At 31.2% G+C, this 20,773-nt stretch carries 21 protein-coding genes; 15 read left to right on the top strand and 6 right to left on the bottom strand.

Annotated elements, in window-relative coordinates; translation table 11 throughout:
- Window positions 1–137: 137 nt before the first annotated feature.
- Genes Q0857_RS11640 through Q0857_RS11630 form a run of 3 tightly spaced genes read right to left on the bottom strand, consistent with a single transcriptional unit; the run spans window position 138 to window position 2,291 of the window.
- Entirely contained in the window at window positions 138–1,199 is a 1,062-nt protein-coding gene (locus Q0857_RS11640; RefSeq protein WP_298535381.1) for a hypothetical protein, read from the bottom strand.
- 4 nt (window positions 1,200–1,203) lie between these two features.
- The gene (locus Q0857_RS11635; protein WP_298535379.1) at window positions 1,204–1,749 is read right to left on the bottom strand and encodes a hypothetical protein; all 546 of its coding nucleotides are present in this window, start codon (window positions 1,747–1,749) and stop codon (window positions 1,204–1,206) included.
- Window positions 1,749–2,291 carry an RNA polymerase sigma factor gene (locus tag Q0857_RS11630; protein WP_298535376.1) on the bottom strand — a complete coding sequence of 181 codons (543 nt, stop codon included), beginning with the start codon at window positions 2,289–2,291 and terminating at the stop codon, window positions 1,749–1,751. The genes Q0857_RS11635 and Q0857_RS11630 overlap by 1 nt, the downstream gene beginning before the upstream one ends.
- Window positions 2,292–2,738: 447 nt before the next feature.
- Between Q0857_RS11630 and Q0857_RS11625 the strand changes: the two genes are divergently transcribed.
- The 7 genes from Q0857_RS11625 (at window position 2,739) to Q0857_RS11595 (ending at window position 8,776) form a co-directional block, all read left to right on the top strand.
- Entirely contained in the window at window positions 2,739–3,839 is a 1,101-nt protein-coding gene (locus tag Q0857_RS11625) for a Re/Si-specific NAD(P)(+) transhydrogenase subunit alpha (RefSeq protein WP_298535373.1), read from the top strand.
- Window positions 3,840–3,848: 9 nt separating this feature from the next.
- On the top strand, window positions 3,849–4,157 hold the full coding sequence (locus Q0857_RS11620; RefSeq protein ID WP_298535369.1) for an NAD(P) transhydrogenase subunit alpha: 309 nt from the start codon (window positions 3,849–3,851) through the stop codon (window positions 4,155–4,157).
- The gene (locus tag Q0857_RS11615) at window positions 4,157–5,536 is read left to right on the top strand and encodes an NAD(P)(+) transhydrogenase (Re/Si-specific) subunit beta (RefSeq protein ID WP_298535366.1); all 1,380 of its coding nucleotides are present in this window, start codon (window positions 4,157–4,159) and stop codon (window positions 5,534–5,536) included. The genes Q0857_RS11620 and Q0857_RS11615 overlap by 1 nt, the downstream gene beginning before the upstream one ends.
- 32 nt (window positions 5,537–5,568) lie before the next feature.
- Window positions 5,569–6,621 carry a glycosyltransferase family 9 protein gene (locus tag Q0857_RS11610; RefSeq protein WP_298535363.1) on the top strand — a complete coding sequence of 351 codons (1,053 nt, stop codon included), beginning with the start codon at window positions 5,569–5,571 and terminating at the stop codon, window positions 6,619–6,621.
- A gap of 89 nt (window positions 6,622–6,710) precedes the next feature.
- Complete coding sequence (locus Q0857_RS11605) at window positions 6,711–7,253, top strand: DUF4251 domain-containing protein (protein ID WP_298535361.1); 543 nt, start codon at window positions 6,711–6,713, stop codon at window positions 7,251–7,253.
- Window positions 7,254–7,466: 213 nt separating this feature from the next.
- A complete protein-coding gene (locus Q0857_RS11600; RefSeq protein WP_298535358.1) occupies window positions 7,467–8,069 on the top strand; it encodes a hypothetical protein in 603 nt (200 codons plus the stop codon).
- A gap of 119 nt (window positions 8,070–8,188) precedes the next feature.
- A complete protein-coding gene (locus tag Q0857_RS11595; RefSeq protein WP_298535355.1) occupies window positions 8,189–8,776 on the top strand; it encodes a DUF6134 family protein in 588 nt (195 codons plus the stop codon).
- 73 nt (window positions 8,777–8,849) lie between these two features.
- On the opposite strand, the gene Q0857_RS11590 is transcribed toward Q0857_RS11595, so the two are convergent.
- A complete protein-coding gene (locus tag Q0857_RS11590; protein ID WP_298535352.1) occupies window positions 8,850–9,695 on the bottom strand; it encodes a glycosyltransferase in 846 nt (281 codons plus the stop codon).
- 470 nt (window positions 9,696–10,165) lie between these two features.
- Between Q0857_RS11590 and Q0857_RS11585 the strand changes: the two genes are divergently transcribed.
- From Q0857_RS11585 to Q0857_RS11575, 3 genes are all read left to right on the top strand, one after another.
- Entirely contained in the window at window positions 10,166–11,182 is a 1,017-nt protein-coding gene (locus Q0857_RS11585; protein WP_298535350.1) for an AraC family transcriptional regulator, read from the top strand.
- 179 nt (window positions 11,183–11,361) lie between these two features.
- Complete coding sequence (locus Q0857_RS11580; RefSeq protein WP_298535346.1) at window positions 11,362–12,144, top strand: glycosyltransferase; 783 nt, start codon at window positions 11,362–11,364, stop codon at window positions 12,142–12,144.
- Window positions 12,137–13,540, top strand: coding sequence for a phospholipid carrier-dependent glycosyltransferase (locus Q0857_RS11575; RefSeq protein WP_298535342.1), 1,404 nt, complete (start codon window positions 12,137–12,139; stop codon window positions 13,538–13,540). Before Q0857_RS11580 ends, Q0857_RS11575 begins: the two co-directional genes overlap by 8 nt.
- A 110-nt stretch (window positions 13,541–13,650) precedes the next feature.
- Here Q0857_RS11575 and Q0857_RS11570 read toward each other — a convergent pair whose 3' ends face one another.
- On the bottom strand, window positions 13,651–14,775 hold the full coding sequence (locus Q0857_RS11570) for a hypothetical protein (RefSeq protein WP_298535339.1): 1,125 nt from the start codon (window positions 14,773–14,775) through the stop codon (window positions 13,651–13,653).
- A 269-nt stretch (window positions 14,776–15,044) separates the two neighbouring features.
- On the opposite strand from Q0857_RS11570, the gene Q0857_RS11565 reads away from it, so the two are divergent.
- Genes Q0857_RS11565 through Q0857_RS11550 form a run of 4 tightly spaced genes read left to right on the top strand, consistent with a single transcriptional unit; the run spans window position 15,045 to window position 18,008 of the window.
- The gene (locus Q0857_RS11565) at window positions 15,045–16,046 is read left to right on the top strand and encodes a TRAP transporter substrate-binding protein (RefSeq protein WP_298535337.1); all 1,002 of its coding nucleotides are present in this window, start codon (window positions 15,045–15,047) and stop codon (window positions 16,044–16,046) included.
- Window positions 16,033–16,506, top strand: coding sequence for a TRAP transporter small permease (locus Q0857_RS11560; protein ID WP_298535335.1), 474 nt, complete (start codon window positions 16,033–16,035; stop codon window positions 16,504–16,506). The genes Q0857_RS11565 and Q0857_RS11560 overlap by 14 nt, the downstream gene beginning before the upstream one ends.
- Window positions 16,507–16,511: 5 nt before the next feature.
- Window positions 16,512–17,786 carry a TRAP transporter large permease gene (locus tag Q0857_RS11555; protein WP_298535332.1) on the top strand — a complete coding sequence of 425 codons (1,275 nt, stop codon included), beginning with the start codon at window positions 16,512–16,514 and terminating at the stop codon, window positions 17,784–17,786.
- A gap of 21 nt (window positions 17,787–17,807) precedes the next feature.
- Complete coding sequence (locus Q0857_RS11550) at window positions 17,808–18,008, top strand: hypothetical protein (RefSeq protein WP_298535330.1); 201 nt, start codon at window positions 17,808–17,810, stop codon at window positions 18,006–18,008.
- A gap of 307 nt (window positions 18,009–18,315) precedes the next feature.
- On the opposite strand, the gene Q0857_RS11545 is transcribed toward Q0857_RS11550, so the two are convergent.
- Window positions 18,316–19,251 (bottom strand): M23 family metallopeptidase, encoded by a 936-nt coding sequence (locus Q0857_RS11545; protein WP_298535327.1) that lies wholly within the window; start codon window positions 19,249–19,251, stop codon window positions 18,316–18,318.
- A 294-nt stretch (window positions 19,252–19,545) separates the two neighbouring features.
- Between Q0857_RS11545 and Q0857_RS11540 the strand changes: the two genes are divergently transcribed.
- Complete coding sequence (locus Q0857_RS11540; RefSeq protein WP_298535325.1) at window positions 19,546–20,706, top strand: hypothetical protein; 1,161 nt, start codon at window positions 19,546–19,548, stop codon at window positions 20,704–20,706.
- Window positions 20,707–20,773: the final 67 nt, after the last annotated feature.

Here is a 20,773-nt window from a genome sequence, read left to right as displayed (position 1 = left end):
TTTGATTGTATTTATTATTATAGACAACCATAATATCAATAGGTTGCATATTTTTTTGTTTTTTTTTACTATATTTTGAATTCCAGTATTTATTCAAGTTAATGGAGAATATCAACGGTTTTTACTGGTTATATAAATTAGTCATCTAGTACAACGACTCCTTTTTCCCCTATGATAACCAACTCACCTAATTTTGAAGCACCATAGGTTGCCGTAATTTCACGAATTCTCTTGCTCTTATCTATTACGTTGTTTTTAATATTTGAAACTGTTTTTGGTAAACGCAATAGTCCCTGTTCTAGATTTGCTTGAAAACTAAATGAAAAACCCTTAATATCAATATTAATATCTGAAGACTCTTGCTTTATTCTAATTTCGGCATCGGCATCTTCTATGTTTCTAACTCTTAATTCTGCTAAATGCATGTTAAGGTCTATTTTACTTGCTATTGAATCAATTCTAATGTTTGAATATTTAAGTTCTCCCTTGATGTTTTTAATATGAGAAATTGATATCTCATCCTTACTTGACATTAATTCTAGGTCTTTAATTGTATTTAATTCTATATTCGTTCCACTTGTATTTAATAATAAGTTTTCGGATTTCTCAATCTCTATATCACCGTTTTTCAAGTTAATAACCCCATAGGTGATACCTTTTCCACGTAATTTCCCGAATTTCATATTTACTTTGGCATTGGTAACAGAATTATTAATCCATAAATCTCCATGCTCGACATTGGCATTTAATTTCCCTGTCCATGAATCGATTAGAACATCACCAAACTTATTGGTTACATCAATTTCACAATTTGTGGGCAAGTATATAGTATATTGAATATCAACATTGTTCTTATCGAATTCAAAAGGGTTTACTTTCTTGAAATAATTTGAAAACGTACTTGTGCTTTTTTTAGATATAGCTGAAGTTATACTTACAAAATCGTTAGCTGTTTTTGTTTCAGGCACTATTCTATCTAGTAATTCCTTTGCATTTTCTTTCTTTTTATGACTAACTTCAACGTTTAAAATCATTTTAACCTTGTTTTCATCCCATCCTTTTAAAGAAACATTTCCATGCTTATTATCAATATGTAATTCTCCTCCATTTGTCATTTTGAATGTTTTCTCAATTGTTTTTGTAAGTGTTTCTTGAGAAAACACTGCTGTGCTTATCAGTAATATGATAAGAACTGCCATTTTTTTATAAAATGTATACATCTTCATCATTTGTTTTATTAGAACTATTAATTTGATTCAATAAGTTCTCAATTAATTCAATTCGTTTTTTATAATTAATAACAATAGCTTCTAAAACCCTTTCATTGTCTATGTTTTTCTTTAATTCTTCTTTAAGGATTTCATATTCGGCATCTAAGTCATCCATAAAGGATAAAAAGTCTTTCTTTTCTTCGTTTGTTAATTTGGGAGTATTATTAATCAGTTTTACTTGATATGCCACTAAACCGCTATAATGCGAGTCAATATCTTCCAATTCCTGTGAAACAAAATAGTTTGATTTCGAGTTAGAATTACTGGTCATTATATTTACTGCCGTAAATAAGCCAAATGCTAGTACTATTGAAGCGGCCACCTTAAACGCAGTACGATTCCATAACCTAATAACCTTTGGTTTTGTGTCTTGCTTTTCAAGTTTAGCTTCAATGTTTGCCCAAAGTTTATCTTTATTTGGTTTATGAATATCGAAGGCATTACTGTTTTCTCTTATGTATTTTTCAAATTTGTCCACTATAAAGTTTTTATAATTTCAATTAATTTTTTCTTTGCTCTGTGGTATTGAGATTTAGAAGTAGAAGTTGATATTTCTAGTATCTCCGAAATTTCTACATGATCATATCCTTCAACTAAATACAGGTTTATGATTTGCTGATATCCAGCTGGTAACAACTCAATACTTTTAATTATTTTTTTGATATCTAAAACAGACGTGTCTTCATCCTCAATATCAGATTTAATGTGATACATTTCTTTTTCAATCGAAACCACAGGTATTTTCTTCTTTTTAAGCTGATTAATACTCTTGTTAACAACAATCCGTTTAAGCCAAGAACCAAATGTGCTTTCATATCTAAATGATGCCATATTGTTAAAAGCTTCAATAAAACTATCCTGTACAACATCTTCTGCATCTTCTTTTATCTTCATCATACGCATACTTACATTGTACATAGCATCAACATATAGTTCATACAATTTGTACTGTGAAACACGATCTCCTAACTTGCTCTTTTCTACAAGTTCTCTATGCGTATGCAAAATGTTAGTTTCCAATTAAAATCAGCTAGCTTTTAAATTGTCCTAAAAATAGTTTTATTATTTCAGTTACTATTATAGACAAAACAAATATTGAAGGGTTGCATTTAACTCAAAAAAAAAAATAAAGTAATCGATAAGCTTTTAATCTTTGTGTTAAAGGTTGGGGGTTGTTAGCGCTTTTAATTTCTGCATAATTGATAACAGGTTAATTAAAATAGCAAATTACTTTTCCTTCAATTAGGTAATGTATCATAGGAATAGTACAATAAATGGTCAATATTCCATCAAATAGACTTTTTTACTCATTAATGTTTTGAAGTATTTTCCATATCATTAATTATTAATTATTTTGTTTTCAAAGAATTTTATGGATTGCCTCACAATTCGCAAAAGTGATTTTAGATAGCTTTCTCTTAGGGTCCTTTTAGATATATTTGTTAGCTTAAAATAGCACAAACTAACATGAAAATAGGGATACTTAAGGAAACTCAAAAAGGGGAAAAACGAGTTTCATTATCGCCAATAATTGCAAAACAGTTTATTTCTAGGGGTTTTGAAATTTTGGTCGAAGAAGATGCAGGTTTAAACTCATCTTATGAAAATTCTGATTACAAAGACGTTGGAGTTCTTGTAGAAAAAAGAGGCGTCGTTTTTAAAGAATCAGATATTCTCTTAAAAATTAACCCTTTTGATGAAGATGATTTAAAGTTGATAAATAAAGGCCAAGTTTTAATAAGTCAGCTTTATCATAAATCTAGCCCAAAATTAATTGAGGCTATAGCTTCAAAAGATGCTACGGCTTTTTCACTGGATGCGATGCCAAGGATTTCAAGAGCTCAGGATATGGATGTTTTAAGTTCTCAAAACAATTTAGCGGGATACAAAGCAGTTATTTTAGGAGCTTATGAGATGACAAAAATATTTCCATTAATGATGACCGCGGCCGGAACAATTACGCCTTCTAAAGTTCTCATTTATGGTGTTGGTGTGGCAGGACTTCAAGCCATCGCAACAGCTAAACGTTTAGGAGCCGTTGTTGAAGCTACAGATATTCGTTCTGAAACTAAGGAACAAGCTGAGTCTTTGGGTGCTAAATTTATTTCTGTTGATAATGAAGGAGAAGATTCTGAGGGAGGTTATGCGAAAGAGGCTTCTGAGGATTATGCGCGTAGACAAAAAGAAGCTGTTAATAAGTCACTTTTTCAAGCTGATTTGGTAGTTACAACCGCAAACATTCCAGGAAGAAAGGCCCCTGTTTTAATTACAGAAGAGCAAGTTTTACAAATGAAAAACGGTTCTGTAATTATTGATTTGGCTGCTGCTCAGGGAGGGAATTGCGAAGTTAGTAAGCTAAACGAAACCGTTGTTAAAAATGGAGTTAAAGTTATTGGTACGACAATAGCTCCAGAAAGTGTTTCAACAAATGCCAGCGAACTTTTCGCAAAAAATATATTCAATTTTATAATTCATCTTACAGAAGACAACAGTTTTAAATGGGATTTAGAAGAAGAAATCACAGACCAAACACTTATTGTTAAAGATGGAGAAATCAGAAAAAAATAATTCAAACAAATGAATCAGTTAATAGAGTTTATTAGAGATAATATTCAAATCACATATATTCTTATTCTTGCCATTTTCGTAGGAGTAGAGGTGATAAAAAGTATACCAGCTGTACTGCACACCCCATTAATGTCTGGGGCAAATGCTTTAAGTGGTGTTGTAATTGTAGGTGCTATTTTAGTAATGCTGCACTCAAACCCCAATGATTATATAGCATTAACTTTAGGTTTTCTAGCTGTAGTATTGGGAATTTTAAATGTGGTTGGTGGTTTTGCCGTGACTCACAGAATGTTACAAATGTTTAAAAAGAAAAAATAATGAGTGTTTTATTAAGTGTTATATATCTTATTGCAACAGTAACTTTTGTTGTTGGCTTGAATAAATTAGGCCATCCTGAAACTGCTAAAAAAGGAAATCTTATTGCTGCCTTTGGTATGGGGTTAGCGATTGTTGGGACTATTTTTATTCATGATTTAAATGTACCCACTGTAATATACATATTAATTGGAATTGCTATTGTTATAGGTTCGATTATCGGATGGCTGATTGCCGTAAAAGTTGAAATGACTAAAATGCCAGAACTCGTATCATTATTTAATGGTTTTGGAGGTGCTAGTGCCACTTTAATTGGATTAGTAGAGTTTAGCAAAAATGTTGAGAGTATAATGCAGGCAACTACTATAGTTTCAGGTATTATTATTGGAGCAATTACTTTCTCAGGGAGTTTAATTGCGTGGGGGAAACTTAATGGGTCTTTAAAAAGTGTTGTTAAGATTCCACAATATAATATTGTAAATAATCTATTTTTTATAGGAATTTTAGTTTTAGCAACTTACATGATAGCTACGGGTGGTTATAACCCCATACTACTTTATGGGCTTTTAGCTGGGGGTTTAGTTTATGGTATTTTGTTTGTTTTACCTATTGGCGGTGCGGATATGCCAGTGGTTATATCATTACTAAATTCATTAACGGGTATTGCCGCTGCAATTACTGGTATATTATATGATAATATGGTTATGCTGGTTGGTGGTATTTTAGTTGGTTCTGCGGGTATTATCTTAACCGTGGCCATGTGTAAAGCTATGAATCGTACTTTAGGTTCAGTTATTTTTGGCTCATTTACTGCTAATAATGATGTTTCTGGTAGTAATAAAACTTTAGGAACTATTAAAAACACCACAGCAAGTGATGCTGCAATAATGATGAATTATGCATCAAATGTTATTATTGTTCCTGGCTATGGGTTAGCCGTTGCGCAAGCGCAGCATGTTATTCATGAATTAGAAGAAATACTTACCGATAAAGGTGTAAACGTTAAATATGCAATTCACCCTGTTGCTGGACGTATGCCCGGACATATGAATGTACTATTGGCCGAATCGAATGTAGATTATAGTATTCTAGTTGAAATGGACGATATTAATCCACAATTTAATAATGCCGATGTAGTATTAGTTGTTGGAGCAAATGATGTTGTTAACCCAGCAGCTCATAACGATCCTAGTAGCCCAATATATGGTATGCCAATTTTGGATGTTGAAAATGCCAAACATATCGTTGTAAACAAGCGTAGTATGAATGCTGGGTATGCTGGAATTGAAAATGAGTTATTCTATAATTCAAAAACATCAATGCTTTTTGGAGATGCAAAAGCGGCGTTAACAGAATTAGTTGGAGAGTTGAAAAATATGTAGTTTTGCAACACTTTACTTAAAAATTAGTTTTAATGTCATTCAAAACGCGTGTTAACCATATTAGAAGAACGGTTATATGGAATCTTGCTAAAAGTGTTGGAAACTCCTATACAGAACCTGAGTATGGCTCCTGTGATGTTTTAATGATAAAAAAAGTATTGATTATAAGACCTAATCATAGGTTGGGGAATCAGTTACTATTAACACCATTAGTTCAGGAAGTAACTGATCTATTCCCGAACTGCGAAATTGATTTATTTGTTAAAGGAGGGGTAGCGCACCCTGTTTTTGAGAATTATAAGAGCGTAATAAACATTATTAAGCTTCCAAAAAGACCTTGGAGCCATATTTTTAAGTACATCAAATGTTGGCTATCTATCAAACAAAAAAAATACGATTTCGTCATTAATGGAGATAGAACATCATCTTCTGGTAGATTATTAACTCAAATTGCCAAAGCCGATTTTAAAATCTTTGGTGAGGTTGATGACTCTCAATTTAAAAATTTAGATGGATATCAGCATATGTCCATCTATCCTGTTTATAATTTAAGACTATATTTAAAAAACTTAGGCGTTTCCATGGATATCGTAAAACCTGTACCTGTTTTAGATATTAAATTGAATGAAACTGAAATCATAAATGGAAAGAAGGTATTAGATGGTGTTGTACCAGATCAATTGAAAAAAACGATATGCATTTATACGAATGCTACCGGTGATAAGTGCTATTCTGAAACATGGTGGGAGACTTTTTACGCAAGATTATTAAAAGAATACCCAGATTATAACGTCATTGAAATGTTGCCTATTGAAAATATTTCGAAAATTAATTTTAAGGCGCCTAACTTTTATAGTCAAGATCTTCGAGAAATGGCTGCAATAATTAGAAATACCAGCGTATTTATTGCTGCGGATAATGGTGTCATGCATTTGGCGAGTGCCTCATTAGCACCAACCTTAGGGTTCTTTTCGGTAACAAGTCTGGAAATGTATAAGCCATATGGCAATGGTAATGTTGCACTTCAAACCAATGAAACTACAATTAATGATTGGATAAAAGCAATAGATAATATTTTATCTTAAGCTAATATTATTTCTTACATGCTTTAACAAAGTCTTAAAAGTATTTAGATACGAATTTCGTAATTTAGGTTATTAATAATATTTTTTTTATGAAAAAGTCTTATTACCTAATTTTAACTTTTTTAGTACTGTTAAGTTTATCATGTAAGTCTTCAAAGTCAGTAGCTTCGCAAGTAGAAGTTGATAATCTAAACGCTATAATAAACAGTAAAAGTTATAGAATAGAATCTGATTGGGCTTATCCACAAGTTACAACTGCCGTACAAAATGCAATGAATTCTGGTTTAGTTCAACCGGGAAGTAGTTCTAGCTCTATTAGTTTAATAGGTAATTCTAATTTTCTTGAGGTTAAAAATGATAGTGTTCAATCGTATCTGCCTTATTTTGGTGAGCGCCGTATGCAAGTAGGGTATGGCTCAAGTGATAGTGCTATTCAATTTGATGGCGTGGTTGAAAATTATAAGGTTAACCCCAACAAAAAGGGTGGCTATGATATTTCTTTTGAGGCTCAAAGCAAATCAGAAAAGTTTAATGTGAATATTACAATATTTCCAAATTTAAACGCCAATATTGGAGTTAATGGTGGTTCAAGGCTAGGAATACGGTACTCTGGTAAGGTTATTACCAAATAATTTTTCTACGATATATTGATTCGAAATAGGTCCTTAATCATATATTAACAGTCTTTTCACCAATTCGGGTCGTTTATTTCATTTTAGAACGTATTTTAACGATGATTTTTGCAATCGTTTTCATTTCAACGTTTTATTTATGTGTTCATGAGGTTTTTAGTTCTAGTAAGTCTCTAATCATTTAGTTTTGACTCGATTAATAAACTAAGCCCCATGAGATCATTAATTATTATTTTACATTTAGGATTACTTTTATCGACTAACAGTAACGTTTTTGCTCAAGACATAGCAATGACTTCTAATTCTAAAAATCCTTTTTACGACTATACAGAAAAGACATTAACCAATGTAGGTACTATTCCAGATTTTGATAGCAAAGAAGAAAAATTAAAAATTACTGGAACAATTTACCTTAGTGATGGTATTACGCCAGCTAAAGACGTTATTCTTTATATAGAGCAGCCTAATGAAAAAGGAAGCTACGAAATGGTTAAAAAAGATTCAAAACGTTATGTACACCATAGAACTTGGATAAAAACAAACGAAAATGGTCAATATACCTTTTATACTTTTGTACCAGGAAAACGTTTATCTAGTAGAAAATTAAAACATATTCACCCTGTTGTTAAACAACCAAACATGGAAGAATATAGTTTACCAGCCTACCTGTTTGATGATGATCCAAAATTATCTAAAATTTGCCGTAAACGTTTGGCAAAAGGAGGTATTGATAGTATACTTACTTTAGAGAAAAAAGATAATATTTTAGTTGCTAAGAAAGATATTATACTAAGTCAAAAAGAAACTACACTTTAAAAAAACAGATTATTTATAAACAAAAAAGACTCCTAATTAGGAGTCTTTTTTGTTTTCTGGAGATTGCAGAACAACCTTTTCGTACAATTCTTTATATTTATTGGAACAATATAATTTTTATGAGAAAGATAATATTATTGTTTTTGTTATTAATATGTTATTCCCTTCCTTCTCAAACAGAAGATCATAGGTTTAATGTAATTCACAAAGGAAAACTATTAGGAACTCTTGACGCTACTAAAACTATTATTGGAAACAAAATTAGCTATCAAAGTCATACTAATATTGAATATCAATTATTAGTGGCGATAACTATTGTTTATAAATACAATGTGACCTATGAGAAAGGTATTTTAAAAGAGGCCAATGCTCATATTACAGTTAGGGGAAAAGATAAAACCAAAGTGCGAACTATATGGACAGATGAAGGTTATAAATTCTATTCGGAAGATGAATTGGAAAAAGAATTAAAAATGACAATTAAACATAGTATTATTCAGTTAGTTTTAGAGGAGCCCACTGGTGTTTCTAAAATCTATGCCGAAGAACATGGCGATTTTCATACTATAAAGAAAATAGGGGAGCATGCTTATCTTAAAACTGCTCCAAATGGCAGAGAAAGTAAGTATTATTATGAAAATGGTGTGCTACAAAAGTCTGATGTTGATGCTGGAATAATTAAGTTCTCAATTGTTAGAAGAGATTAATCCACAATACATAGTTGATACTAAAATCTTGCGTTTCAACAGGATTTTGGAATTTAACAAATACTTGTAATGCTTACTTTTTATTATAAAACCCTAAAGATCTTTTCAAATTTTTTGAAATAAACTTCCAATATGAGGATAAAAAATTTATCGCACTTTCAAAACGCCACTTTTCAACCAAAATCGTTTTTTCTTTAATATACTGTTCTTGATTTTTTGATATCAAGAAAGATTCAAAAAAATCACTCACATTTACATGACCATACCCAGTAAATTCATTTACTTTGTTTTCATGGTGTATTACCGAAGACCATATTTTCACATCTCTAACCTGTAGCACATTTTTTTCCTTTTTCCAGTTTCTATGGGAACGATCACGTATCGTTTTTGGGTTTACATTTCTTTCAAAAAGTGAAATAAACGGATTGTATTGATGGAGTTTTTTTCCAATTTTTATGTCAGATTGAGTTTGAATGGTATAGCCATCAACAAAATCTAAAGCCATAAACTCTTGCTTATCAAACCTTTTTTGTATTTCCTCAATAAAGTTTTTACTAATGCAATCATCATTATCAATACCTGTGGTGATAATATAATCTTCCTCAAAATCTTTGACATAGTCTTTAACCGCAGGAAGGTATAAATCCATACCATCAATATAAATAGGCTTAAAATTGGAAAATTCCTTAGCTAAATCAGAAACTATATCTCTAAATTCATCCTTGGTCGAGGTATCAAAAAACACAATCCAATCGAAGTTTGTATTCGTTTGGGCAGCTACACTAGGAAAACAGTAGTCTTTAAACAGTTTAAATCGATTTCTATGCCACTCATCAGTTAATACAGCTTTGTTATTTTTATTAGTCTTCCAGTCTGATTTTCTAAGATTAAATCTAGTAACTAAAAAGTGTTTAAACATGGTAAAATCAATTTATCAAATTTATTATTGGCTAAGATACAATTTGAATTTATATATTCTTAAAAAGGAGTATTGATGTAAAAATAAAGAGCTGTTTATTGATTCCTAATTTTGAAAATTATGCCGTATTTAATAATACTGAAATACAATAAAATCAGATTTTTTTGAAAACATATAATTAAAAAACTGTTTATAAATTCCCCTTAATACTTAGTAAAGTCATAACCTGAACACAAGCTAATTACTACAAAAACTGTATATGAGCCAAATCTTTTCAAATGGCTACTTTTTTTTATTAACTAATTTTTTCACAAGATAAACCTTAGCTTTTTCTTATAACATGTTTTATATCTGATACTTGAGTTTTAGAATTAGTCGTTGAACGTCTATTCACGAAAAACATTCAAAACATCGTGTTTTTTTGAATAATATTTTACTTTATTTTAGTGCCTAAGTTAGACTTCTGATAGATGTTAAAAACCATTCAAATCGTTGCGCTTTTACAAGGAATATTTCTATTATTCATCGTTTTTAAGCATAAACATCATTACAAAAAGCCAAACTTTTGGTTGTTGGTAGGTTGTGTTTCATCTGTTTTATTATATGCTTTAGGGGACGATAGTTATAATCTTTTTATTAAAGATGCTAATTGGTTCGTTTTTCACGATATACTTATCATTACGTTCTTTTTTTTATTTATGCGCTATTATAAATCGGGAAAAGAGAGTTTCAGTTCTAAAGACTTTGTTTTTTTTATTCCATATTTAATTAACATACTTTTATTAACAGGGTATTATTTCGAAATATGGGAGGCTACACCTTTTTTATTCTTTATGAAAGAACTTACAGAACTTACTTTTTTAGTTTACTTAACATATACAATTTATCATATTCTTAAATCGAAAAAAGAAAAATGGTTGCTCTTATTTGCAATTCCACTCACTATTATTTTTATCATAGATGAAGTTACCTTTTTATTAACCAAATCGAATAATTCTCCACTTTTTTTAGACAGTTATGGCATAATTATTATCGCCGTTTTGTTATTTTACTTTGTTCTTTATAAATTGATCTTAACACCTAAAGCCATATTACCAAAATCTAACAACTTAAAATATAACGCATCAAGTTTACAACAAAAGGATATTATTTATTATAAGTCGGAGTTAGTTTTATTAATGACTCAAGAGAGGCTCTATAAAAATCAGAAACTAACTGTTAATGATGTTGCAAAAAGGCTAAATATTCCTAGACAGCATTTATCTGAGATTTTAAATGTACACATGAATATTGGGTTTCAGGATTTATTAAATCAATACCGTGTTGAAGACTTTATACTATGCTTACAAGCAAAAGAATATAAAAATTATACACTTTTGGGAATTGCGAATGAAGTTGGGTTTAGTTCAAAATCTTCATTCAATACAACTTTTAAAAAATTAAAGGGTATAACGCCTAGTCAGTTTAAAAAACAACTTCTTCAGTAACCTTTGCTTTAAATTTATAAGGTTCAGAATACGTATTCTGAACCTACTTCATTTTATATCCTCATATTATCGAGATACTTTTGATTTCGTTTTAAAACAAAAATAGGGTATTGCTACCTTGTAAACGTCTTATATTTAAATACACTCTTATGAAGCACAATTACATAAATTTTTAAATTATGTATACCACCTTCGAGCTAATTATAGTTCTCCCATGTTACAATGAGTCAAAAAGAATTCAGTTAAATAAGTACCATCATTTTATTAAAAACAATCCTAAGGTTATGCTTTGTTTTGTAAATGATGGATCAACCGATGTTACAATGAACTATTTAAAATTTTTAAATAGTAATCATCCTACTCAGTCACATATAATAGATTTAAAAGATAATAGAGGAAAAGCTGAAGCGGTTAAAATGGGAATTATTTCTTGTTTAGAAACTTTTATGTTCAAAAATATAGCCTATCTAGATGCTGATTTATCAACATCTCTTGAAGAATGTTGGACTATTAGTAATCAACTAACCTCAAATGTCACATTTGCATTTGGATCTCGTATAGCTAAATTAGATGCGAGCATTGACAGAAAAAAATACCGTTTTATTATAGGTAGGTGCTTAGCAACTTTAATTTCAAAACAATTAAACCTAAAAGTATATGATACCCAATGCGGATGCAAAATATTTGAAAGAAGTTTAGCTGCTCAGTTATTCAAAGAAAAGTTTGTCTCAAAATGGCTTTTTGATGTTGAGTTATTCCATCGGTTATTATTTTTATATGGTAAAGATAAATTGGTAGAAAAAGTAAAAGAGGTTCCTTTAAACTCATGGATAGACACCCCTGACTCTAAAGTACCTTTAACCTATTTTTTTAAACTTTGGATTGATTTAATTCTTATTAAATACACCTATAAAGTACCTGCTCAATCAAGTGAAATTAAAAATGAAGCGGTATATGAATAACCCAAAGTTTTATAAGTATACGGTAATAATAATTCTTGTTATTCGTGGCATTTTAAATGCGGTAATTCCTTTAATGGATAAAACAGAAGCTCGTTATGCAGAAATTGCAAGATTAATGGCGGAAACAGGAAACTGGATTACACCTCAAATTGACTATGGTATTCCTTTTTGGGCTAAACCACCATTGTCAACCTGGTTATCCGCATTATCCCTTAAGGTTTTTACTATTAATGAGTTCTTTGTTAGATTACCTTCTTTACTCTTAACAATTATTTTAATAATAGTGATTGGTAAATATGCAAACAGAAAAGGTCTTCCATTTTTTTTGCCAGGAGTTATTGTATTAACAATCCCAGAATTCTTGATCCATGCAGGCGTAGTATCAACAGATGTATCCTTAACTTTTGCTATTACATTAGTTATGCTTTCCTTTTGGGAATCGGTAAAAGAAAAGCCTAAACCTTATTCGCAATATTTAGTCTTTTTTGGGCTCGGACTTGGCTTACTAGCAAAGGGACCCATAGTTTTAATTTTAACACTACCTCCAATTCTTATTTGGGCTTTAATATTTAAAAGAATTGAAACAGTATTAAAGAAAATATCTCTCTTAAAAGGTTCTCTTGTTGTCATAACGGTAGGTGTACCTTGGTATATGCTAGCAGAAAAGGAAACACCCGGGTTTATTGATTATTTTGTGGTTGGAGAACATTTTAAACGTTTTTTCGACTCAAGCTGGTCTGGAGATAAATACGGATTTCCGAAATATCAAGCTTTAGGAATGATCTGGGTTTTCTTAGTTTTGTTTACGCTTCCATGGGGACTTATCATTTTAAAAAATGTATGGAAGAAAAGACATTCAATTTTGAAAAATGAATGGACGGCATTTCTGTTGTTTTGGATTCTGTGGACACCTACTTTCTTTACAATTTCTAGAAGTTTAATTCATCCTTATATTATGCCAGTAATGATTCCGATTGCTTTAATCATAGTAAATTGGTGGACTGATATCAAGCATAGAATAGTATTGATAAAGTCAAGCGTAGTATTCCTTTTATTATCTTTACTTATTGGCGTTTATAGCACTACAAATAAAAGATCTCGCAATTACTATAATACCGATAAATATTTATTAGAAACGCACACCTTCCGCGATACGCCCCTTTTTTGTTTACATAAAGCAAATTATTCAGGTCAGTTTTATTCCAAAGGGTATATGGAAACAATAACTTTAATGGAATTGCAGCAGTTTTTAGATTCAGAAAAACCTTTTTTAGTGGTCATTTTAAATAACCACTATTCTGAGCTACCCGCTGAAACTACAAAAAAAATGGTTTTGCTTGAAGCAAATTATAAAAAAGGTTTGTATGCTTATAAGATAAAGAGTATTGATTTTTAATGGGTGTCAGTAATTCTATTATATAATTGATAAATAACTAAAACCTCTGAGTTTATAATTTTATTAGTATACCGCATTAAATATTTTTTAGTCAAGAATAGCCTAAAAAACTATTTAATTACCGAATTGGTAACCTCGATAGGCGTATCATCATGCATTGAAATACTGTTGTATTTAGGATACCAAGAACCTCCTAGATTATTTTGTATTGTCGAATTATCAATAATGATGTTTCCAGAATGATCATTACTCACAAAAAATATGGAAGACCCAAAGGCATTTACTTCATTTTTTTCAATTTGCGTGCCAAATAAACTTAATGTCATGGTATTACCATCATTGTATATAGCCCCCCCACTTCCACCTCCAGGTGTTCCAGAAATAGCAGGATTTCCTCCATTCCCAAGAGCTTTATTATACGAAAATAGACTATTATAAATGGTCCAGGAAACACCAATACTGCTTATAGCTCCTCCGTTAGAACCACTATTTCCATAACCTTCGGCACCACCAAAAGTAGTATTTGTAATATATACTGGTAAATTATTATATTGACTAAAGACTCTAATTGCTGCGCCACCTACATCTGGTCCTGTTTTTTTGCACGTATTGTTGAAAAAACGTGCATTAACAACTTTAAGTCTACCACCACGAACCCAAATAGCCCCACCTCCTGTATATTCAGTTTCGTTAGTTGAGTTACCATCAGAAAAGGTGATATTCTGTACGATAAGTCGGGGAGTGCTTTGATTTTGACAATGATCTGTTGTCCATACTTGATTGGCATCACAGGTGTTCATGTATAGAATTCTAGTCCTTCCCTGGCCACTTAAGGTAATTAAACCACCTCCGTCAATAATAATATCTGGCTTCGCATTATTAAATACTTTTGCAGGTTCAGTCATTTCAATAGTTAATGGATCAGTGCCACAATTAAAAACTATTTTCCCTCCTTTAGCCACTGCATCAATAACAGCATCACATGTACAACTATCTGGTGTGCCATCTCCTATAATAATATCCGGAGTTGAAACATCTTCAAGACTAGCTTCTAACGGAACTGAGACATTTCCAGCAGGGTTTCCGGCAGCTGGACCATCTTCAGGATTCATTAACGGGTTATTTAATGTAATGTCTTTTGGAGTTGTATCATCTGTACGCGAACAACTATTTAGTAAACAGCAAAATATTATGCTAAAAACAATCGTAGTGATGGGGTAGGTTAAGAGTTTCATTTATAAAACGGTTTTGAAGCATATACGATGTGTATGGAACATATGGTTTAGAATATGGGATATCCACTACCATTTATCGGATATTTCCTTTCTAATGAAGTTTAGAGCTTCATTTCATCTTAGCCTAATTATTGAAGCTATATCAACTTGTCGCTAATAGAATGTGTTGTCAAAACATGATATTTACACTCTTAAAAGCAAAAAAAAAGCTTTTTATTGGGATTGTATATTTCAAATATGCTATTTTGTGATCATAAACTTTATAGTTGGTGAAGCATCGATTTCTAAATTTTTATTGTATTCTTTTAACTTTAGCGATTGCTTTCATAGCTATAAGTAGCTGTAATGTTAAAAAAGAGCCTGAATTTGTAATTAGGGCGAGCCTTTTAGTAGGAGAAGAGCATACTTGGTTTAAAGCTTTTCAATATTTTGAAAAAATTATAGAAGAACGATCTGATGGACGAATACAAATTCAAAGTTACCATTCAGAGCAATTAGCAAAAGAGATTGAAGCCATAAGACTGATACAGTCAGGAGTTATAGATATGACTACGACCAGTTCGTTATTAAGCAATTGGACTGAAATTATGACGTTTTGTGAAATGCCTTTCCTTCTTGAAAATCAAAATCAAGTTGCAAATTTGATTAATGGTCCCTTAGGCAAGCGAATTAATAAAGAAATGTTAGATAAAACAGGCTTGAGACCATTGGGCTATTTTCTTGCAGGAGCAAGGCATTTAACTTCTAACAGACCTATAAAACACCCTGATGATTTAAACGGATTAATTCTTAGAGTACCTAATGTACCATCTTTTGTTACGGCATGGGAAGCACTTGGTGCCAAAACAACGCCTATGGCATATTCTGAAGTATTTACATCATTGCAACAAGGTACAATTGATGCTCAAGAAAATCCACTAGCTTTAATTAAAGTAACCGGTTTTTATGAAGTTCAGAAATATGTAAATCTTACGGGACATGTCATAAGCTGGACTTATCCTGTAATAGGTGAAAAGCAATTTCAAGCTTTTCCCGATGATCTCAAAAAAATATTTTTAGAGGCAGCTAAAGATATGCAGGCCTATGAGCGCCAACTTTTTTTGGAAAATGAAAGGAAAATTAAGGAGGAATTAGAAGCATTAGGGATGACTTTTATAGCCGTTGATAATAAAGCTTTTATCGAAAAATGTGGTGCGGCTATTTTTAATACGCTTTCACCAGAAATGCAAGAGATTTATAAAACCATAAAGCCATCGCATGCAAATAATTAATAAAATACAAAAAGGGTTGGGCGTTTTCTTAAAAGCGGGAACCATATTAAGTACGTTCGGCTTTATTGGAATTACGCTTATACAAATTTATGGACGTTTTTTTATGGATAAAGCTCCGTCTTGGACTGAAGAAGCTTCTCGCTTGCTATTTGTTTTTGCGATTGCCTTTTCTTCCGGATTGGCTATGAAAACTGACTTCTATGTCTCCTTTGATTTTATATTCAATAAGTTTTCAAAAATTTGGCAAAAACATTTACTGAAAGCAACATATTTATTTGTTATTGTCTTGTGCATCATTTTTACTTTTTACGGTATGCAATTGGTAGAAGCAGGATGGAAAGAGCAATCACCGAGCATGAAGTTTCCCATGGCCATTGCTTTTATAAGTATGCCTTTAATGGGGCTAACTATTGGTATTTATGCATTATTAAAAATGTTTAAGCTTTTTAAAACAAAATAAGCTATATGGTTTGGATACTTATCTTGTCGTTTATAGTATGTCTATTACTTCGCTTTCCTATTGCTTTTTCCTTAGGAATTTCTTGTTTAATTTATCTTTTAGTGGCAGGTACTCCCTTAGCTGTTATTCCAATGAAAATGTATTCTGGTATAGATGTTTTTGTGCTCATGAGTATTCCTGGGTTTATACTAACAGGGAACCTAATGAATCAAGGTGGGTTAACCGAAAGAATTATTACATTTTGTAATCACTTAATTGGCCATGTTAGAGGTGGTTTAGCTTTGGCAAACATTGGTGCTTCCATGCTTTTTGCGGGTATTTCAGGAACCGCGATCTCAGATACAGCTAGTATCGGGTCCGTAATGATTCCTGCTATGAAAAAAGAAGGCTATGATGCTGATTTTTCTTGTGCTGTAACAGCTTCTTCTTCAACTGTAGGACCAATAATTCCACCAAGTGTACCAATGATTATTGCAGCTACTTTATGTGGGCTTTCTGTTGGAAAACTATTTTTGGCCGGTGCAATCCCCGGGTTTCTTTTAGGCTTCGGACTCATGTTTGTAACCTATTTTATCTCCGTAAAGAGAAAGTATCCTAAGCATGCGAAAAGTAACTTAAAACAGATTTTTTCATCATTTTTAGATACGTTTTGGTCATTGTTAATGACGTTTATTATTCTTTTTGGAATTATAGGTGGAATATTTACACCTACCGAAGCCTCTATTATAGCGGTTTTATATGCTTTACTTATTGGTATATTGGTTTATAGAAGATTAAACTTTAAAAGAATTGTTGTTATTACTTTGGACGCCATGAAAACTTCTGCGTCACTTATGGTATTAATAGGTTTTGCAAATCTTTTTGGATGGATTTTAATTGTAGAACAGTTACCACAGTATATTTCAAAGGAAATTCTTCTTTTTTCTGATAACAAATATGTTGTTCTTCTGCTAATTAACTTATTGTTGATTTTTGTTGGAACATTTATGGAGACTATTGCTGCACTTTTAATTTTATTTCCAATCTTATTAAAAGTAGCAACTGCTGTAGACGTAGACCCAATTCATTTTGCTGTTATCGCACTATTAAATTTAATGATAGGTCTTACAACACCTCCACTAGGTATTTGTCTTTTTGTTTCGTCAAGTATAGGCAAAGTTTCAATAAGCAAAGTAAGCAAGGCTAGTATTCCCTTTTTACTTGTTAGTTTATTTGTATTGGTTTTAGTAACACTTTTCCCTGAGATCTCTTTATTCTTGCCCAGTTTATTTATGGATTAAAAACTCTATTTTAACTTTATAATGAAAAGCTTACCAAAAATAGAGTATAAATCAAACAAAGAGCTAGATATTGAGGTAATGACGTTTGCAAAAACTCAAGAAAAGCTTGAAAAGACGAGTAATCATAATCCATTTTCTCCTCATAAAATTCAGTTTTATTTAATCTTAATAATAACAGAAAATATGTACTCACATTATGTAGATTCAGATTTTATAATCTAAAAGAAGCTAATGTGTTATTTGTTGCAAAAAAACCTAGTATATCATTTTATGAAGGGTTTTCAACATGCTAATGTGGTTTAATACCCTTTACGCAGATTAATTAAATAGCTGGGTTTATTGTTTTGAATTTTACTTAAAGACATAGAATTCAAATTGCTTAACAAAAAACTCAACTTCAATATTGGCATTTATAAACCTCTTTTAAAACATATTGTTCCACCCATCAAAAGAAAACAATATATTTTGACTAACTAAACATTTGGAGTGACATAAACAAACCAATCACGCGCATCAAATTTCAAATACTTTAATAAATTAATAGCTTCTTTCCAATTTTTAAAATACCATTTTCTGCTATGGCGTTGGTTTTACATAGTTCAACTAGAGATACATGATACTTTCTAGAAATTGAATAAAGTGTATCTCCTTGTTTAACAATATGAATTTGTTTGTTATTTTGTTTTGATTGACTAGCCAGGGCATCTTCGTAGCTATTATAAAAAGTTATATGGCTTTTTACTCTAGAATTATGAAAATGAGCACCAACCCAATGTTTAGTTATCCACTGGCTTTGTTTTCTTATTTTATTATCTTTTCCAAAATCAAATAAGTATTCTGGATTTATAAAATTTCCCTTATAGCTAACTACGAGATGCAAATGACTCCCCCTTGCATTTCCTGTTGTTCCACCCAAACCAATAATTTGTCCTTTTTTAACTGTATCATTAACTTTAACGGCATATTTGGACAAGTGTGCATAGGCCGTTTCTAAACCATTATAATGACGAATGACAACAGTTTTCCCATGTCCTGAACTATAACCGGCAAATCGTATTACCCCTCCAAGCATAGCCATAACATCATCACCAGTTATTAAATCAATATCAATTCCTTGATGAGGCCTGCCTTTACGCCATCCAAATCGCGATGTAATCACTTTTTTTCGGTTTATTGGAGAAGCATATGTGCTATCTGTAAATTGAACAAGAAAAGGATACGTTTTTAATTCGTCTTTATAAGGATTAAATTTAAAAGTGTTCCATTTTTCGAATATGGCAAGGTCATGAAGGCTATCTGCTATTTTCTGTTGTATTATAGAATCTTCAAATCTGTCATTTGTAACCAAAATCTTTTGTGATAAATCTATTTTGAACGCTTTTTTATCGGTTAAAGAATCTTGTTCTTGAGCAAACATACTGCTGCAAACACATAAAAAAAGGAGAGAGAAAATAATTGATTTCATTAACTAATTTGATGAATTATTAATTTATAACAGCTTTATTTTATTGCTTTTTATATTGACTTTTTTTTGAACGGATTCTGCAAATATAGTCGTAAAACTATAAATACAGTCATGCTAAAAGTCTTTTGGAGTCTCAAGATTCCATTTATTCATAAAGACTGAGTTCGTAGATATTCTTTTTGCGGAATGACTAAGCTTTTTATAAATCAATAACCTCTTGTTTTTATGACTATTATCATGAAAAATGGTATCACCTTTTTATAATTTTAGATTAATTATAAAGCTAAATTAATTATGAAAAATTCGAACCTATCATTCATTAGAACTGTTTGTTATTGTGTATTAATCCTTGGTTTTTTGTTTACGTCCTGTAATGACAAGACTTCAAAAGATTCAAAAGATAAAACGAATAAAACTGAAACAGAAGAAATTGCAAAAGTTAAGGATATCTACTGGAACGTTAAAGCGATTGATCCAGATGGAAAAAGTTTAGATATTAAAGTCTTTGACAATGAGGGAAAATCGTTTGATGTAAAAGCCATTCAAAATTCCGATCAAGATGAGCTTTTAGATGTAAAAGCTATTATGGGAGAGGAGAAATTACCTGTAAAAATACTCGTAAGCAAAAATCAATTTGCACCGGTTGTAGCTATCACAAATAACGGTAATGCTTACAAACTTAAAGCAGTAGTTCCAGAAGGGGAAAACATGGATGTTATTGGAGTTGTTAGATTTGGAAATATCGTTATTATGAAGGCCATAACCAAAAAAGGGAAATTCTATGGCGTGAAAGCTATGTCGCCTTCGGGAAAGCTTAACAATATTAAAGGTATAAAAATTAATTCTCAGGATAGAGAAATGACGTCAAGAGGACATAGCATCTATGCACATGTAAAAGCTATGCATCCATCTGTCAATGAAGATAATTTTAATTTACCTAAGAAAAATATTAAGAAAACAGCTTATAAAAGTGATTTCAAAAGAATTATTTGGAATATTAAGGCAGTAACAGCTGATGGTAAAAATTTAGATGTGAAAGCTTTTGATGCTGAAGGTAACAAGTTTGATGTGAAAGCAACTCAAGATTCTAAACAGCATAGTTTTATGAATATTAAGGCATTTGTAGAGGGAGCCGAATTACCCGTTAAAATAATGCAAAACACTGATGATGATAAATATGCACCTATTAAAGCTATTGGGGCAGACGGCACGATTTACGATATTAAAGCAGTAACTGAAAATGATGTAAAACTTGATGTAAAAGGAACGAGTCGCTCAGGTATTATTATTAATGTTAAAGCGATTAGCGAAAATGGAGAATTTTATGGTGTTAAAGCTTTCTCTCCAGACGGAAAATTTAATCTAGTTAAAGGCATTAAAATTTTCGAAAGGGAAGTAGAGATGAAAGTGCAGGGAAATCCAGTATATGCACATTTAAAAGCCATTAATCCATAAAAGATTTTGTGATTTATGCGAAATAGAAAGTAGAATAATAGCTATCAATTAAATTTATAAAATTGGT

The sequence above is a fragment of the uncultured Algibacter sp. genome (assembly GCF_947495925.1).
Lineage (GTDB): Bacteria > Bacteroidota > Bacteroidia > Flavobacteriales > Flavobacteriaceae > Algibacter_E.
The sequence above is the reverse complement of the archived record's forward strand: the minus strand, read 5'-3'. Positions and strand labels throughout refer to the sequence as shown.

Excerpts from the sequence above, each read along its gene's own strand:
- Q0857_RS11605 (WP_298535361.1), top strand. The coding sequence starts at position 6,711 with ATGAAAAAGTCTTATTACCTAATTTTAACTTTTTTAGTACTGTTAAGT.
- Q0857_RS11545 (WP_298535327.1), bottom strand. The coding sequence starts at position 19,251 with ATGAAATCAATTATTTTCTCTCTCCTTTTTTTATGTGTTTGCAGCAGT.
- Q0857_RS11575 (WP_298535342.1), top strand. The coding sequence starts at position 12,137 with ATGAATAACCCAAAGTTTTATAAGTATACGGTAATAATAATTCTTGTT.
- Q0857_RS11600 (WP_298535358.1), top strand. The coding sequence starts at position 7,467 with ATGAGATCATTAATTATTATTTTACATTTAGGATTACTTTTATCGACT.
- Q0857_RS11550 (WP_298535330.1), top strand. The coding sequence starts at position 17,808 with ATGAAAAGCTTACCAAAAATAGAGTATAAATCAAACAAAGAGCTAGAT.
- Q0857_RS11560 (WP_298535335.1), top strand. The coding sequence starts at position 16,033 with ATGCAAATAATTAATAAAATACAAAAAGGGTTGGGCGTTTTCTTAAAA.
- Q0857_RS11590 (WP_298535352.1), bottom strand. The coding sequence starts at position 9,695 with ATGTTTAAACACTTTTTAGTTACTAGATTTAATCTTAGAAAATCAGAC.
- Q0857_RS11555 (WP_298535332.1), top strand. The coding sequence starts at position 16,512 with ATGGTTTGGATACTTATCTTGTCGTTTATAGTATGTCTATTACTTCGC.
- Q0857_RS11585 (WP_298535350.1), top strand. The coding sequence starts at position 10,166 with ATGTTAAAAACCATTCAAATCGTTGCGCTTTTACAAGGAATATTTCTA.
- Q0857_RS11540 (WP_298535325.1), top strand. The coding sequence starts at position 19,546 with ATGAAAAATTCGAACCTATCATTCATTAGAACTGTTTGTTATTGTGTA.
- Q0857_RS11625 (WP_298535373.1), top strand. The coding sequence starts at position 2,739 with ATGAAAATAGGGATACTTAAGGAAACTCAAAAAGGGGAAAAACGAGTT.
- Q0857_RS11640 (WP_298535381.1), bottom strand. The coding sequence starts at position 1,199 with ATGGCAGTTCTTATCATATTACTGATAAGCACAGCAGTGTTTTCTCAA.
- Q0857_RS11610 (WP_298535363.1), top strand. The coding sequence starts at position 5,569 with ATGTCATTCAAAACGCGTGTTAACCATATTAGAAGAACGGTTATATGG.
- Q0857_RS11620 (WP_298535369.1), top strand. The coding sequence starts at position 3,849 with ATGAATCAGTTAATAGAGTTTATTAGAGATAATATTCAAATCACATAT.
- Q0857_RS11580 (WP_298535346.1), top strand. The coding sequence starts at position 11,362 with ATGTATACCACCTTCGAGCTAATTATAGTTCTCCCATGTTACAATGAG.
- Q0857_RS11570 (WP_298535339.1), bottom strand. The coding sequence starts at position 14,775 with ATGAAACTCTTAACCTACCCCATCACTACGATTGTTTTTAGCATAATA.
- Q0857_RS11595 (WP_298535355.1), top strand. The coding sequence starts at position 8,189 with ATGAGAAAGATAATATTATTGTTTTTGTTATTAATATGTTATTCCCTT.
- Q0857_RS11615 (WP_298535366.1), top strand. The coding sequence starts at position 4,157 with ATGAGTGTTTTATTAAGTGTTATATATCTTATTGCAACAGTAACTTTT.